The organism is Escherichia sp. 20412-1 (assembly GCF_003027595.1).
Classification (GTDB): Bacteria; Pseudomonadota; Gammaproteobacteria; order Enterobacterales; family Enterobacteriaceae; genus Escherichia; species Escherichia marmotae.
Genome location: NZ_PYQM01000016.1, coordinates 58,302 through 72,882, shown reverse-complemented (window position 1 = coordinate 72,882; position 14,581 = coordinate 58,302). Strand labels below are relative to the sequence as shown.

Below are 14,581 nucleotides of genomic sequence, written 5' to 3'. Positions count from 1 at the left end.
CAAATCCATGGAAAACTCCGGACAATGACGCCCATTTCTTTGCATCGACAGAATAGTAAATTATGAGTGTACGTTTAGTGTTAGCCAAAGGGCGCGAAAAATCATTACTTCGTCGCCATCCGTGGGTCTTTTCCGGTGCCGTCGCACGTATGGAAGGTAAAGCCAGCCTCGGTGAAACCATCGATATTGTTGATCATCAGGGAAAATGGTTAGCACGCGGCGCTTATTCGCCAGCGTCGCAAATCCGCGCTCGTGTCTGGACGTTTGATCCGTCAGAATCCATCGACATTGCCTTTTTCACCCGCCGCTTACAACAGGCGCAAAAGTGGCGCGACTGGCTGGCGAAAAAAGATGGTCTCGATAGCTATCGTTTAATCGCCGGTGAGTCTGACGGCCTGCCGGGTATTACTATTGATCGTTTCGGCAATTTTCTGGTGCTGCAACTGCTGAGTGCAGGCGCGGAGTATCAGCGCGCAGCATTAATCAGCGCCCTACAAACGCTCTATCCGGAATGCGCGATTTACGATCGTAGCGACGTGGCAGTACGTAAAAAAGAGGGGATGGAGCTGACCCAGGGGCCAGTAACCGGCGAGCTGCCACCTGCCCTGCTGCCTATTGAAGAACATGGCATGAAGCTACTGGTGGACATTCAACACGGGCACAAAACGGGCTACTACCTGGACCAGCGTGACAGTCGCCTGGCAACACGCCGCTATGTAGAAAATAAACGCGTGCTGAACTGCTTCTCTTATACCGGTGGATTCGCAATATCGGCATTGATGGGCGGTTGTAGCCAGGTGGTCAGTGTCGATACTTCACAGGAAGCACTGGATATCGCACGGAAAAACGTTGAGCTAAACAAACTCGATTTGAGCAAAGCTGAGTTTGTGCGCGATGACGTCTTTAAATTACTGCGCACCTACCGCGATCGCGGTGAAAAATTTGACGTTATCGTGATGGACCCGCCGAAGTTTGTTGAGAACAAAAGTCAGCTAATGGGCGCGTGCCGCGGCTATAAAGACATCAACATGCTGGCAATTCAGTTATTGAATGAGGGCGGTGTTCTTCTGACTTTCTCCTGTTCTGGCTTGATGACCAGCGATTTATTTCAGAAAATCATCGCTGATGCCGCAATTGATGCCGGTCGTGATATACAATTTATAGAGCAGTTCCGTCAGGCAGCCGATCATCCGGTGATCGCTACCTACCCGGAAGGGCTATATCTGAAAGGGTTTGCCTGTCGCGTCATGTAACTTGAAATGTGGAATTCTGTCCTTATATCAAAGGTGAAGATTTCCCGGGAGGTGACTATGATTGCCAGCAAATTCGGTATCGGCCAGCAGGTCCGCCATTCCCTGTTAGGTTATCTCGGAGTGGTCGTGGATATCGACCCGGTTTATTCGCTCTCTGAACCGTCACCTGATGAGCTGGCGGTGAACGATGAGCTTCGCGCCGCTCCGTGGTATCACGTGGTGATGGAGGATGACAACGGCCTACCGGTTCATACCTACCTGGCTGAAGCCCAGCTAAGTAGCGAATTGCAGGATGAACATCCAGAGCAGCCGTCAATGGATGAGCTGGCGCAGACGATCCGCAAGCAACTCCAGGCACCGCGTCTGCGTAACTAATCCCCATAAAATCCCCGGAAGGTTTTTGCCTTCCGGGGATTTTTTTATTTAGCCAGCCCCAGACGAGGGATCTCAATGGCCGGGCAACGATCCATTACCACATTTAACCCAGCTTCCCGCGCCAGTACCGCAGCTTGCTCATTAATCACCCCTAGCTGCATCCATAAGGTTTTCGCACCGATGGCGATAGCTTCCTGCGCTACATCCCACGCAGCTTCTGAATTACGGAAGACATCTACCATATCTACTTTTTCCGGAACTTCCGCCAGAGTACCGTAACCCTGCTGGCCCAGCAGCGTTTTACCGGCGACTTTTGGTGAGACAGGAATGACGTGATAGCCCTGATCAAGCAGATATTTCATTACGCGATAACTTGGACGGTCAGGTTTATCACTTGCCCCTACCAGCGCAATGGTGTGAGTGGACGTTAAAATGGCTGCAATATCGGTTTCTTTCATCATTTCCTCCAGACTATTTACCAAAGTGTACGACAATACCGACATACCAACCATGCAGCTAATACGAATGTATGAGAGCAAAAGATGGAAATATGTCTATATGTTAGTAAGTATGATTAAAGAAAAATTTTGATACATTATTATTCGGGCGGTCATTAGACAGGAGCTATCTATGAAAACCGGCATTTTGACCACCTTGATTGTATTATGTTTGCCGGTGACCGTTTTTGCCACCACGCTGCGGCTGTCCAGCGACGTTGACCTTCTGGTGCTCGACGGCAAGAAAGTTTCCAGTTCTCTGCTGCGCGGCGCGGACAGCATTGAACTGGATAACGGCCCGCATCAATTAGTGTTTCGCGTCGAGAAAACCATCAACCTTTCTGGTAATGAAGAACGTCTGTATATCTCCCCACCTCTGGTCGTCAGTTTTAATACCCAACTTATCAGCCAGGTGAATTTTCGCCTGCCCCGTCTGGAGAATGAACGGGAAGCGACCCATTTTGATGCCACTCCGCGCCTTGAATTGTTAGATGGCGATGCGACGCCGATCCCGGTAAAGCTGGATATTCTGGCGATTACCTCAACCGCAAAAACGATTGATTATGAAGGAGAGGTTGAACGCTATAACAAATCTGCGAAGCGCGCCTCGCTTCCGCAATTTGCCACCATGATGGCAGATGACAGCACACTGCTTTCTGGCGTTTCCGAACTGGATGCGATTCCACCGCAATCTCAGGTGCTCACTGAACAACGGCTGAAGTATTGGTTTAAGCTGGCTGATCCACAAACGCGAAATACCTTCCTGCAATGGGCGGAAAAACAACCATCTTCCTGATATTTTTGTGCCTGCGCGCAGGCTTTTTCGGTCTTTATCTTGCAGCGGTAAGTGCTTACAGTAATCTGTAGGAAAGCTAACTACGGATGTAAATTATGGAACTGACGACTCGCACTTTACCTGCGCGGAAACATATTGCGCTGGTGGCACACGATCACTGCAAACAAACGCTGATGAGCTGGGTGGGGCGGCATCAACCGCTTCTGGAGCAGCACGAGCTTTATGCAACGGGCACCACGGGTAACTTAATTTCCCGCGCAACAGGAATGAACGTTAATGCCATGCTAAGTGGCCCAATGGGCGGTGACCAGCAGGTCGGCGCATTAATTTCTGAAGGGAAAATTGATGTGCTGATTTTCTTCTGGGACCCGTTAAACGCCGTGCCGCACGATCCCGATGTGAAAGCATTGCTACGTCTGGCGACAGTGTGGAACATTCCGGTCGCTACCAACGTAGCAACGGCAGATTTCATCATCCAGTCGCCGCATTTCAACGACGCCGTGGATATTCTGATCCCGGATTATCAGCGTTATCTCGCGGAACGCCTGAAATAATATTGCACAGGTGGCAAATGCCACCTGTTTCTTACGGTTTTCTCGCCACCGGAACATCCAGTTTTTTCAGGACTTCGACAAAGGGAGAAGGATTCTCTTTGTTGAACAATGCCCATACCCGATACCTTGCACGAGTCAGCGCAACGTACATTAACCGCCGTTCTTCGGCGTCAGGGAAATCTTCCACTGGCGGCAATAGCGCCTCTTCCATAATCGACTCACGCGCCGCAGCCGGGAAACCATCACTCCCCTCCTGCAAACCAACAATGATGACGTAATCCGCCTGTTGCCCTTTGCTGGCATGAATCGTCATAAAGTCAATTTGCAACTTCGGCCAGCGCGTCGCCGCTTTTTCCAGACTGACGGGTTTCAAATGATGGTAACGCGCCAGCACCAGAATGCGCTCTTCCGGTTTGGCATAACCAGACAGTTTATCCAGCAAAGCATCAAGCTGGCTCTCTTCCAGCAGAGTAACGGCTTTTTTGTCGCCATTGGTTAAACTGTTTAGCGGCTTTTTCAGTTGACTGGGGTTTTGCTGGATAAAGCGATTCGCCACCTCCCCGATACGGCTGTTGAAACGATAAGTAGTATCTAAATCACAGCGATCGCCTTCACCGAAGTTTTCATGGAAAGCCGTGGTGAGCGACATTTGCGCCCCGCTGAAGCGGTAAATGGCCTGCCAATCATCGCCAACGGCGAACAACGTCGTCTGACTGTTTTGCTTGCGTAATGCCGCTAACAAAGCGGCGCGCTGCGGTGAGATATCCTGAAACTCATCGACCAGAATATGTTTCCACGGGCTGATAAAGCGGCCTTTCTCAAGGATTACAATGGCCTGATGAATCAAACCGGAAAAATCAACGGCATTTTCTGCCTTCAGTGCGCTTTTCCACGCCTTCAACAAGGGAGCCATCAACTTGATGCGTTTACTGAACAAGTCACGAATTTCCTCGGGCGCGCTGGCAATCATTTCAGCCTGTGCACCACCATGCATCCGCATCAGGTTTACCCAGCGATCGAGGCGAGATGCGAGACGACGCTGCAATTTTTCATCATCCCAGAAGTTACCTTCTGGCACTGACCACTGCATTTCTTCCGTCAGCCATTGCCGCCAGCCCTTCGCCTGCGCTTTCTTCTCGCTGCATTGCTTGCGCCACTCAGCAATAAAGAGTTCATGACGGGCAGTAGTATCATTTTCCAGGTTGCTGACTGTCGGTACTTTTTTGCTACCTTGCTGAATAATATGCAGCGCCAGTGAATGAAACGTGCGTGCGGTAATGTCTTCAGTATGGAGCCGTTCGCGAATACGCTCATCCATCTCTTCAGCCGCTTTTCGGCCAAACGCCAGCAATAAGATTTGCTCAGGAGACGCTTCGCCGCGCGCCAGCAACCAGCCGGCTCGCGCTACCAGCACGGACGTTTTTCCGCTTCCTGCGCCAGCAAGTACTAATAACGAATGCTCGCCATTGACAACTGCACGAGCCTGCGCCGGATTAAGTGGTGAAGACTCAACCTGACGGAAAAAATCCGCATACTTATTGAGCATGATTTCGGTGTACGCCTGATTATGCTGCAACCGACTGCCTTCAATATCTTTCAGCCAGGCCTGACATTTGTGCCACGCTTCACGACAGTTATCGAATTCGTCTAGCCGGTTGACCGGCAACGGTAACGCCGACAAAGCCTGGCGAATTTGTTGCTGTACGCCAGAAGTTTGCTCCCGCGTCAGCCATTTATTGTCGCCGGTGCGCGTGGCAATCAAATCGAGTTGCTGCTGTAAGACGCCGGCCGCAATTTCGCTCATCTCCTCGCTCCACCGCCGCCAGTGAGCATCAAGATGATGGTGAAAACGCTGTGTCTCAGCCCATTCGGTGCCGTGCAGACGCACTACTTTTTCATCAGGCAACACAAATTCCAGCTCGCCCCACACCAGACCGCGCTTACAGTGAATCGCCAGTAATTGATTGAAAGGAATGAGATATTCGTGACGATCGCCGGAAACTTTTATCCCGGCATTGAGGATCACCGCCCGATCGTAAGGGTGCTGTGCCAGACGCTTGCCAAGAGTTGTCGCTTTCAGTTCCATGTCTCTGTAGATCCACACGATGTTATTTCTTATCAGTGTAACCGTCAGAGAAAACGTGCTCCAGCCCAAAAAAACGTTACAATTGCCGCCCATTACTGAAAACCACAGTAAAGCGAGGTTTTATGCGTACCGTTTTGAACATTCTGAACTTTGTCCTGGGCGGATTCGCCACTACCCTGGCCTGGTTGTTAGCGACCCTTGTCAGTATTGTGCTGATTTTTACCTTACCGCTGACTCGTTCCTGCTGGGAAATCACTAAACTTTCGTTGTTGCCCTACGGCAATGAAGCTATTCATGTCGATGAACTGAATCCGGCGGGTAAAAATGTGTTGCTCAACACGGGCGGCACCGTACTGAATATTTTCTGGCTGATTTTCTTCGGCTGGTGGTTATGCTTGATGCATATTGCTTCTGGTATTGCGCAATGCCTCACCATCATCGGTATTCCTGTCGGCATTGCGAACTTTAAAATTGCCGCTATTGCACTGTGGCCGGTAGGTCGCCGCGTAGTTTCTGTGGAAACAGCTCAAGCTGCGCGTGAAGCGAATGCGCGCCGCCGTTTCGAATAATCTAATTTTATGGCCTTTATGCTAAGCCCTTTGCTCAAACGCTATACCTGGAACAGCGCCTGGCTGTATTACGCCCGCATTTTTATCGCACTTTGCGGTACTACTGCGTTTCCGTGGTGGCTGGGTGATGTAAAACTGACGATTCCGCTGACACTCGGAATGGTTGCGGCGGCATTGACCGATCTCGATGACCGGCTGGCGGGACGTCTGCGTAACCTCATCATTACGCTGTTCTGCTTTTTTATCGCTTCGGCCTCGGTAGAACTGTTGTTCCCGTGGCCCTGGTTGTTTGCCATTGGCTTAACGCTCTCCACCAGCGGCTTCATTTTGCTCGGCGGACTGGGGCAACGCTACGCGACTATCGCTTTTGGCGCGTTGTTGATAGCCATTTACACCATGCTGGGAACATCTCTGTATGAGCACTGGTATCAACAGCCTATGTATCTGCTTGCAGGAGCCGTCTGGTACAACATCCTGACGCTTATCGGCCATCTGCTGTTCCCTGTCCGCCCATTGCAGGACAATCTGGCGCGTTGCTATGAACAACTGGCACGTTATCTGGAACTGAAATCACGCATGTTCGATCCCGATATAGAAGACGAAAGCCAGGCGCCGCTCTACGAACTGGCTCTCGCCAACGGGAAACTAATGGCGACGCTGAACCAGACGAAGCTCTCATTGCTGACTCGCTTACGCGGCGATCGTGGTCAACGGGGAACGCGTCGCACATTACATTACTACTTTGTGGCGCAAGATATCCACGAGCGTGCCAGCTCTTCTCATATTCAATATCAAACGTTGCGGGAACATTTTCGCCACAGCGACGTGCTGTTCCGTTTCCAGCGGCTGATGTCAATGCAGGGACAAGCTTGCCAGCAACTGTCACGCTGTATTTTGCTGCGTCAGCCTTACCAACACGACCCGCATTTTGAACGCGCCTTCACTCACATTGACGCAGCGCTTGAGCGGATGCGCGATAACGGTGCGCCGATTGACTTGCTAAAAACGTTGGGATTTCTGCTGACAAACTTACGCGCCATTGATGCTCAACTGGCGACGATTGAATCAGAGCAAGCTCAGGCGATGCCGCATAACGATACTGAAAGCCAACTTGCCGACGACAGCCCACACGGATTAAGTGATATCTGGCTGCGCCTTAGCCGTAACTTTACGCCGGAATCCGCCCTCTTCCGCCACGCGGTAAGGATGTCACTGGTGTTGTGCGTCGGCTACGCCATCATTCAGATAACCGGGATGCATCACGGTTACTGGATCTTGCTGACCAGCCTGTTTGTTTGCCAGCCAAACTATAACGCCACGCGCCACCGCCTGAAGTTAAGGATTATTGGTACGTTGGTGGGTATTGCGATTGGTATTCCAGTGCTGTGGTTTGTTCCATCACTGGAAGGGCAATTGGTACTCCTGGTCATTACCGGCGTGCTCTTTTTCTCCTTCCGTAACGTGCAATACGCTCATGCAACGATGTTCATTACGCTGTTGGTGCTGCTGTGCTTCAATCTGCTGGGTGAGGGTTTTGAAGTGGCGCTGCCACGCGTAATCGATACGCTAATCGGGTGTGCCATAGCATGGGCAGCGGTAAGTTACATCTGGCCAGACTGGCGTTTCCGCAATCTGCCCAGGATGCTTGAGCGCGCGACCGAGGCCAACTGCCGCTATCTCGATGCCATTCTCGAGCAATATCATCAGGGACGTGATAACCGTCTGGCGTATCGTATTGCCCGCCGCGATGCCCACAACCGCGATGCAGAGCTGGCTTCAGTAGTGTCGAATATGTCCAGCGAACCGAACGTTACACCGCAAATTCGCGAAGACGCGTTCCGGTTACTGTGTCTCAACCATACATTCACCAGCTACATCTCAGCCCTCGGCGCACACCGTGAGCAGTTAACTAATCCTGAAATTCTGGCGTTTCTTGATGATGCTGTTTGCTACGTTGATGACGCGCTACATCATCAACCTGCCGATGAAGAACGTGTCAATCAGGCATTAGCAGACCTGAAACAACGGATGCAGCAACTTGAGCCGCGAGCAGACAGCAAGGAGCCTCTGGTTGTACAACAAATCGGGTTATTGATTGCATTACTGCCAGAAATTGGCCGCCTGCAGCACAGGATTACTCAAGTTCCACAGGAAACTCCTGCTTTGGCGTAATAGAATCAGCCCATTCAGCAAGCTCCTGGCGGCGTGCCACCGGGAGCGCTGCTTCATGAATACCGATAATTGCGCCTTCAAGCATAAACAAGATCTTTTCTGTCACCAGACTATTTTGCTGCCGCAGCCGCAACCAACACATTTTCGCCCCAAGTATACGTAACGCCCGTACATCCTTAATCCCCACTTCCCCGAGAATCGCTTCCAGATGAAAAGACATATTGGGCAAATCTTTCAGTCTTTCCCGGGTATTACGTGTAGTTTTCTCTTTAAGCGCTGCGTCGAGAGAATATTTTGACAGACGTACCAGCTTCAGTTGATTTCGCCATAAACTTTCATCAACCCGATAGTAATTGAGGGTAACGAACCGTCCACACTTTTTATATGTCAGCCAGACTGGCGGATGTTTTACACAGTATTGTGCGCTTTGCTCACAAGCCCGAAGATACAACTCACCATCAGAAACTACCGCAAATACCGTGTCGTCAACGGTCAGACTGTAACTACCAAACAATGATCGGTATTCAATTGTGCCCAACGTTGCCAGGTATTTCTGTGACTTATAGATCCGCTTATAGGAGAGGCTTTTCATAAAATTCCTTTTAAAATCATAATATAAAAGAATGATTCACATTAACGGATCCGTTAAATACGAAAATAGGCAACTTATTCTCAAGGGGCAAGATTAATTTATGTTTTCCAGCCACCAACGACAAAATTTGCGAGGCACTTTCCGAAAATAGGGTTGATCTTTGTTGTCACCGGATGTACTGTATATCCATACAGTAACTCACAGGGCTGGATTGATTATGTACACTTCAGGCTATGCACATCGTTCTTCGTTGTTCTCATCCGCAACAAGCAAAATCGCGCGTGTCTCTACGGAAAACACTACAGCTGGGCTAATTAGTGAAGTTGTCTATCGCGAAGATCAGCCCATGATGACGCAACTCTTGCTTTTGCCATTATTACAACAACTCGGCCAACAATCGCGTTGGCAGTTATGGTTAACGCCACAACAAAAATTGAGTCGTGAATGGGTTCAGGCTGCTGGACTACCTTTAACGAAAGTGATGCAGATCAACCAGCTTTCCCCTTGCCACACAGTGGAATCAATGGTTCGCGCATTACGCACAGGAAATTACAGCGTGGTGATCGGTTGGTTAGCAGATGATCTGACAGAAGAAGAACATGCTGAGCTTGTGGATGCCGCCAATGAAGGTAACGCAATGGGGTTCATTATGCGTCCAGTAAGCGCATCCTCTCACGCCACGAGACAACTTTCCGGGTTAAAAATTCACTCTAATTTGTATCATTAAGTAAATTTAGGATTAATCCTGGAACTTTTTTTACCGTCCGGCTGATGATTTCACTCATGGCTCATTTTCCCTGCGGAGGCTTGTCTGAAGCGGTTTCCGCGATTTTATGCTGTAAATTATCGTTAACAAAAAAGGTTAAACGTACCTTATACAAATCTTTTTTTTCATATGCCTGACGGAGTTCACACTTGTAAGTTTTCAACTACGTTGTAGACTTTACATCGCCAGGGGTGCTCGGCATAAGCCGAAGATATCGGTAGAGTTAATATTGAGCAGATCCCCGGTGAAGGATTTAACCGTGTTATCTCGTTGGAGATATTCATGGCGTATTTTGGATGATAACGAGGCGCAAAAAATGAAAAAGACAGCTATCGCGATTGCAGTGGCACTGGCTGGTTTCGCTACCGTAGCGCAGGCCGCTCCGAAAGATAACACCTGGTACACTGGTGCTAAACTGGGCTGGTCCCAGTACCATGACACTGGTTTCATTCCTAACAATGGTCCGACCCACGAAAACCAACTGGGTGCAGGTGCTTTTGGTGGTTACCAGGTTAACCCGTATGTTGGCTTTGAAATGGGTTACGACTGGTTAGGTCGTATGCCGTACAAAGGCGACAACATCAATGGCGCATACAAAGCTCAGGGCGTTCAACTGACCGCTAAACTGGGTTACCCAATCACTGACGATCTGGACATCTACACTCGTCTGGGTGGTATGGTATGGCGTGCGGACACCAAGGCTAACGTACCTGGTGGCGCATCCTATAAAGACCACGACACCGGCGTTTCCCCGGTATTCGCAGGTGGTGTTGAGTACGCGATCACTCCTGAAATCGCTACCCGTCTGGAATACCAGTGGACCAACAACATCGGTGACGCACACACCATCGGCACTCGTCCGGACAACGGCCTGCTGAGCCTGGGTGTTTCCTACCGTTTCGGTCAGGGCGAAGCAGCTCCAGTAGTTGCTCCGGCTCCAGCTCCGGCACCGGAAGTACAGACCAAGCACTTCACTCTGAAGTCTGACGTTCTGTTCAACTTCAACAAAGCAACCCTGAAACCGGAAGGTCAGGCTGCTCTGGATCAGCTGTACAGCCAACTGAGCAACCTGGATCCGAAAGACGGTTCCGTAGTTGTTCTGGGTTACACTGACCGCATCGGTTCTGACGCTTACAACCAGGCTCTGTCCGAGCGTCGTGCTCAGTCCGTCGTTGATTACCTGATCTCTAAAGGTATCCCGTCTGACAAAATCTCTGCACGTGGTATGGGCGAATCCAACCCGGTTACCGGCAACACCTGTGACAACGTGAAACAGCGCGCTGCACTGATCGACTGCCTGGCTCCGGATCGTCGCGTAGAGATCGAAGTTAAAGGTATCAAAGACGTTGTAACTCAGCCGCAGGCTTAAGTTCTCGTCTGATAAAAAACCCCGCTTCACGCGGGGTTTTTTCGTCTTCAGTAAAGTAAACAATCTTTGCAAGTTATTCCTTACCCAGCAAGGCCTGCAAATCCTGCTTCAAAGAAGACATTTTATTCGCATATTTTTCTTTGTTTTCTGCATCTTCAATTAGCTGGACAATCGTTTCGGAAAGCGTTTTACCGCGACGCTGCGCAAGACCTGCCAGCCGTTGCCAGACAATAAATTCCAGATCAATTGATTTCTTACGTGTGTACTGATGTTCCGCATTAAAATGGCGTTTCCGTCTGGCCCGAATGGTCTGCTTCATGCGATTGACCAGCTCCGGATTCATATGCTTTTCAATCCAGCCATTAACATGCACGGGTTCATTTTCCAGCGATAGCAACACGTCAACGGCTTCCTGGGCGGCACTGGCTTCCAGGTAACGGGTGATTAACTCCCCTTCACGGTGTTTCTTCACCAGATACTTCCATTTCCAACCGCTTTCCAGATTTTCAAGTTGTTGATATTTCATAGCGATCTCAATGTTACCCTGTAACTCTTTACAGAATATCAGTTTTTTAACTGTGTGATGAAAAGAATCTCGCATCCTGTGATGCTTTAGCGTGAATGCCTGGTCTTTTGTCAGCGCTTTCCACGTGTGCTGAAGTGTCGGTTACGGTATAATCGCATCTTTGACAACAGACTAAAAAACATCAACTTTGACCATTACGAAACTTGCATGGCGTGACTTAGTCCCTGATACCGAAAGCTATCAGGAAGTATTTGCACAGCCACATTTGATTGACGAAAACGAGCCTTTATTCAGTGACATTCAACCGCGGCTGCAATTTGCGCTGGAACAGTTACTGCACGCCCGAGCATCATCCTCTTTTATGCTGGCGAAAGCCCCGGAAGAGTCCGAGTATCTGAATTTCATTGCCGATGCCGCAAGCACGCTACAAAGCGATGCAGGCCAACTGATGGGCGGTCACTATGAGATTTCCGGCCACACCATTCGCTTACGTAACGCCGTTAGCGCAAATGATAATTTCGCAACACTAACGCAAGTCGTCATTGCTGACTGGGTGGAAGCGGAACAACTCTTTGGCTGCCTTCGCCAGTTTAATGGCGACATTACCTTGCAACCAGGGCTGGTGCATCAGGCAAATGGCGGTATTTTAATCATCTCCTTGCGTACACTGCTGGCACAACCTCTGCTGTGGATGCGGCTGAAAAATATCGTCAAGCGCGAACGTTTTGACTGGGTAGCGTTTGATGAGTCGCGCCCCCTCCCTGTCTCTGTTCCTTCAATACCGCTGAAGCTTAAAGTCATTCTGGTCGGTGAACGCGAGTCATTGGCTGATTTTCAGGAGATGGAGCCGGAACTGTCTGAGCAGGCTATTTATAGTGAATTTGAAGATACCCTCCAGATTGTCGATGCGGGATCAGTAAGCCAGTGGTGTCGGTGGGTTACGTTTATCGCCCGACATAACCAGTTACCTGCGCCTGGTGCCGATGCCTGGCCTGTGCTTATCCGCGAAGCCACCCGCTACACAGGTGATCAAGAAACTCTGCCGCTTGGACCGCAGTGGATCCTGCGCCAGTGTAAAGAAGTCGCATCCTTATGCGAAGGCGATAGCTTTACCGGCGAGCAGCTAAACTTGATGCTACAACAGCGGGAATGGCGCGAAGGATTCCTTGCCGAACGGATGCAGGATGAGATCCTTCAGGAGCAGATCCTGATCGAAACCGAAGGTGAACGCGTTGGGCAGATTAACGCTCTTTCGGTTATCGAATTTCCGGGCCATCCGCGCGCTTTTGGCGAACCTTCTCGTATTAGCTGTGTTGTGCATATAGGCGACGGCGAATTTACCGATATCGAACGCAAAGCCGAGCTTGGCGGCAACATACACGCTAAAGGGATGATGATCATGCAGGCGTTCCTGATGTCGGAACTGCAGCTCGAGCAACAGATCCCTTTCTCGGCATCACTGACTTTTGAGCAGTCATATAGCGAAGTGGATGGCGATAGCGCCTCAATGGCTGAACTCTGCGCCCTGATAAGCGCCCTTGCCGATGTACCGGTGAATCAGAGTATCGCTATCACAGGTTCGGTGGATCAATTCGGCCGCGCCCAGCCAGTCGGCGGTTTAAATGAGAAAATTGAAGGTTTCTTCGCTATCTGCCAACAGCGTGAGTTAAGTGGTAAACAAGGCGTGATTATCCCTACGGCTAACGTTCGCCATTTGAGTCTTCACAGCGAACTGGTGAAGGCGGTTGAGGAAGGCAAATTCACAATCTGGGCAGTGGACGATGTCACTGATGCACTGCCTTTATTATTAAATCTGATGTGGGATGGCGAAGGCCAGACGACGTTGATGCAGACCATACAGGAGCGTATTGCGCAAGCATCGCAACAGGAAGGTCGTCACCGTTTTCCGTGGCCATTACGTTGGCTGAACTGGTTTATTCCGAACTGATCGGACTTGTTCAGCGTACACGTGTTAGCTATCCTGCGTGCTTCAATAAAATAAGGCTTACAGAGAACATGGTAGATAAACGCGAATCCTATACAAAAGAAGACCTTCTTGCCTCTGGTCGCGGTGAACTGTTTGGCGCAAAAGGCCCGCAATTGCCAGCGCCGAACATGCTAATGATGGATCGGGTGGTCAAAATGACCGAAACCGGTGGCAACTTCGACAAAGGGTATGTTGAAGCAGAACTGGATATTAACCCGGATCTGTGGTTCTTCGGTTGTCACTTCATCGGTGATCCGGTAATGCCGGGATGTCTGGGCCTGGATGCCATGTGGCAGTTGGTAGGGTTCTACCTGGGCTGGCTGGGCGGCGAAGGTAAAGGCCGCGCACTGGGCGTAGGCGAAGTGAAATTCACTGGTCAGGTTCTACCTACGGCAAAAAAAGTGACCTATCGTATTCACTTTAAACGCATTGTTAACCGTCGCTTGATCATGGGTCTGGCAGACGGAGAAGTACTGGTTGATGGTCGTCTGATCTACACCGCCAGCGATCTGAAAGTTGGTCTGTTCCAGGATACTTCTGCATTCTGATTTAAATCAGGCTGCATATTAAAAGGCGAAACCTCCGCATTGCGGAGGTTTCTTTTTAAAGAGACAGAATCAGGCCATAACTACCCTGTCCGCCATGGCTTCTCGCCAGCCTCCCAGCCATTCTGACCTTTGATTCAGCGTCTGATAGGGACACATTTCTTTTGAGCGTCCGGCGATGCCGGCCTGATAACCACGTTGATGTGCCCGTTCCAGGCGATCTCGTTTTTGTCTCTTCATGCCTCGTTTCCCTCATACTGGTTTCTGGTGGAAAAGAAAACAGTGATTACTAAATGTGCAATCACAGTTAAGCAATACCGCGAATCATAACTGCCGTCAATGCGCAAAATTCACGCCACTGTCATATTTGTGAGCCACACGGACATGTTGGTTGTACAAAAAATGTGAAGAGGAACAAGTTTTTTACTGCGAATTGCACAAAAAAACCGCCTCTGGCAACATGCCGGAGACGGTTATATTTACAAATATTTATA

Annotated in this window: 15 protein-coding genes; 10 read left to right on the top strand and 5 right to left on the bottom strand. The window is 49.9% G+C overall.

Going from position 1 to position 14,581, the window contains the following annotated elements; genetic code table 11:
* Window positions 1-62 precede the first annotated feature (62 nt).
* Window positions 63-1,253, top strand: a complete 1,191-nt coding sequence (gene rlmI, locus C7B16_RS13000; RefSeq protein WP_107179785.1) for a 23S rRNA (cytosine(1962)-C(5))-methyltransferase RlmI — start codon at window positions 63-65, stop codon at window positions 1,251-1,253.
* A 57-nt stretch (window positions 1,254-1,310) separates the two neighbouring features.
* Window positions 1,311-1,628 carry a heat shock protein HspQ gene (gene hspQ, locus C7B16_RS12995; protein ID WP_001295356.1) on the top strand — a complete coding sequence of 106 codons (318 nt, stop codon included), beginning with the start codon at window positions 1,311-1,313 and terminating at the stop codon, window positions 1,626-1,628.
* A gap of 44 nt (window positions 1,629-1,672) precedes the next feature.
* Here hspQ and C7B16_RS12990 read toward each other — a convergent pair whose 3' ends face one another.
* The gene (locus C7B16_RS12990) at window positions 1,673-2,086 is read right to left on the bottom strand and encodes a CoA-binding protein (RefSeq protein WP_001516136.1); all 414 of its coding nucleotides are present in this window, start codon (window positions 2,084-2,086) and stop codon (window positions 1,673-1,675) included.
* A 172-nt stretch (window positions 2,087-2,258) separates the two neighbouring features.
* On the opposite strand from C7B16_RS12990, the gene C7B16_RS12985 reads away from it, so the two are divergent.
* Window positions 2,259-2,921 carry a DUF2057 family protein gene (locus C7B16_RS12985; RefSeq protein WP_000847778.1) on the top strand — a complete coding sequence of 221 codons (663 nt, stop codon included), beginning with the start codon at window positions 2,259-2,261 and terminating at the stop codon, window positions 2,919-2,921.
* Between the two features lie 95 nt (window positions 2,922-3,016).
* Complete coding sequence (mgsA, locus tag C7B16_RS12980) at window positions 3,017-3,475, top strand: methylglyoxal synthase (protein WP_001516135.1); 459 nt, start codon at window positions 3,017-3,019, stop codon at window positions 3,473-3,475.
* A 31-nt stretch (window positions 3,476-3,506) separates the two neighbouring features.
* On the opposite strand, the gene helD is transcribed toward mgsA, so the two are convergent.
* A complete protein-coding gene (gene helD, locus C7B16_RS12975) occupies window positions 3,507-5,561 on the bottom strand; it encodes a DNA helicase IV (RefSeq protein ID WP_001516134.1) in 2,055 nt (684 codons plus the stop codon).
* Window positions 5,562-5,683: 122 nt separating this feature from the next.
* Here helD and C7B16_RS12970 point away from each other — a divergent pair, with 122 nt between their 5' ends.
* Window positions 5,684-6,130 (top strand): YccF domain-containing protein, encoded by a 447-nt coding sequence (locus tag C7B16_RS12970; protein ID WP_001261229.1) that lies wholly within the window; start codon window positions 5,684-5,686, stop codon window positions 6,128-6,130.
* A gap of 9 nt (window positions 6,131-6,139) precedes the next feature.
* Complete coding sequence (gene yccS, locus C7B16_RS12965; protein WP_143192603.1) at window positions 6,140-8,302, top strand: YccS family putative transporter; 2,163 nt, start codon at window positions 6,140-6,142, stop codon at window positions 8,300-8,302.
* Here yccS and sxy read toward each other — a convergent pair.
* A complete protein-coding gene (gene sxy, locus C7B16_RS12960; protein ID WP_016261884.1) occupies window positions 8,265-8,894 on the bottom strand; it encodes a CRP-S regulon transcriptional coactivator Sxy in 630 nt (209 codons plus the stop codon). The two genes, yccS and sxy, sit on opposite strands and share 38 nt — an antisense overlap.
* 217 nt (window positions 8,895-9,111) lie before the next feature.
* Between sxy and sulA the strand changes: the two genes are divergently transcribed.
* Window positions 9,112-9,621, top strand: a complete 510-nt coding sequence (gene sulA, locus C7B16_RS12955; RefSeq protein ID WP_000288698.1) for an SOS-induced cell division inhibitor SulA — start codon at window positions 9,112-9,114, stop codon at window positions 9,619-9,621.
* A 355-nt stretch (window positions 9,622-9,976) separates the two neighbouring features.
* Window positions 9,977-11,029, top strand: a complete 1,053-nt coding sequence (gene ompA / locus C7B16_RS12950) for a porin OmpA (RefSeq protein ID WP_001516132.1) — start codon at window positions 9,977-9,979, stop codon at window positions 11,027-11,029.
* 73 nt (window positions 11,030-11,102) lie between these two features.
* On the opposite strand, the gene matP is transcribed toward ompA, so the two are convergent.
* The gene (gene matP / locus C7B16_RS12945) at window positions 11,103-11,555 is read right to left on the bottom strand and encodes a macrodomain Ter protein MatP (protein WP_001516131.1); all 453 of its coding nucleotides are present in this window, start codon (window positions 11,553-11,555) and stop codon (window positions 11,103-11,105) included.
* A gap of 187 nt (window positions 11,556-11,742) precedes the next feature.
* Here matP and C7B16_RS12940 point away from each other — a divergent pair, with 187 nt between their 5' ends.
* Both C7B16_RS12940 and fabA read left to right on the top strand, forming a co-directional pair.
* Complete coding sequence (locus tag C7B16_RS12940; RefSeq protein WP_000156540.1) at window positions 11,743-13,503, top strand: AAA family ATPase; 1,761 nt, start codon at window positions 11,743-11,745, stop codon at window positions 13,501-13,503.
* Between the two features lie 68 nt (window positions 13,504-13,571).
* Complete coding sequence (gene fabA, locus C7B16_RS12935; protein WP_000227927.1) at window positions 13,572-14,090, top strand: bifunctional 3-hydroxydecanoyl-ACP dehydratase/trans-2-decenoyl-ACP isomerase; 519 nt, start codon at window positions 13,572-13,574, stop codon at window positions 14,088-14,090.
* Window positions 14,091-14,159: 69 nt separating this feature from the next.
* Here fabA and rmf read toward each other — a convergent pair whose 3' ends face one another.
* Window positions 14,160-14,327: a ribosome modulation factor gene (rmf, locus tag C7B16_RS12930; protein WP_000828647.1), complete on the bottom strand. Its 168-nt coding sequence runs from the start codon at window positions 14,325-14,327 to the stop codon at window positions 14,160-14,162.
* Window positions 14,328-14,581 lie beyond the last annotated feature (254 nt).

Excerpts from the sequence above, each read along its gene's own strand:
- sxy (WP_016261884.1), bottom strand. The coding sequence starts at position 8,894 with ATGAAAAGCCTCTCCTATAAGCGGATCTATAAGTCACAGAAATACCTG.
- sulA (WP_000288698.1), top strand. The coding sequence starts at position 9,112 with ATGTACACTTCAGGCTATGCACATCGTTCTTCGTTGTTCTCATCCGCA.
- C7B16_RS12990 (WP_001516136.1), bottom strand. The coding sequence starts at position 2,086 with ATGAAAGAAACCGATATTGCAGCCATTTTAACGTCCACTCACACCATT.
- C7B16_RS12970 (WP_001261229.1), top strand. The coding sequence starts at position 5,684 with ATGCGTACCGTTTTGAACATTCTGAACTTTGTCCTGGGCGGATTCGCC.
- yccS (WP_143192603.1), top strand. The coding sequence starts at position 6,140 with ATGGCCTTTATGCTAAGCCCTTTGCTCAAACGCTATACCTGGAACAGC.
- fabA (WP_000227927.1), top strand. The coding sequence starts at position 13,572 with ATGGTAGATAAACGCGAATCCTATACAAAAGAAGACCTTCTTGCCTCT.
- C7B16_RS12985 (WP_000847778.1), top strand. The coding sequence starts at position 2,259 with ATGAAAACCGGCATTTTGACCACCTTGATTGTATTATGTTTGCCGGTG.
- helD (WP_001516134.1), bottom strand. The coding sequence starts at position 5,561 with ATGGAACTGAAAGCGACAACTCTTGGCAAGCGTCTGGCACAGCACCCT.
- matP (WP_001516131.1), bottom strand. The coding sequence starts at position 11,555 with ATGAAATATCAACAACTTGAAAATCTGGAAAGCGGTTGGAAATGGAAG.
- rlmI (WP_107179785.1), top strand. The coding sequence starts at position 63 with ATGAGTGTACGTTTAGTGTTAGCCAAAGGGCGCGAAAAATCATTACTT.
- ompA (WP_001516132.1), top strand. The coding sequence starts at position 9,977 with ATGAAAAAGACAGCTATCGCGATTGCAGTGGCACTGGCTGGTTTCGCT.
- mgsA (WP_001516135.1), top strand. The coding sequence starts at position 3,017 with ATGGAACTGACGACTCGCACTTTACCTGCGCGGAAACATATTGCGCTG.
- hspQ (WP_001295356.1), top strand. The coding sequence starts at position 1,311 with ATGATTGCCAGCAAATTCGGTATCGGCCAGCAGGTCCGCCATTCCCTG.
- rmf (WP_000828647.1), bottom strand. The coding sequence starts at position 14,327 with ATGAAGAGACAAAAACGAGATCGCCTGGAACGGGCACATCAACGTGGT.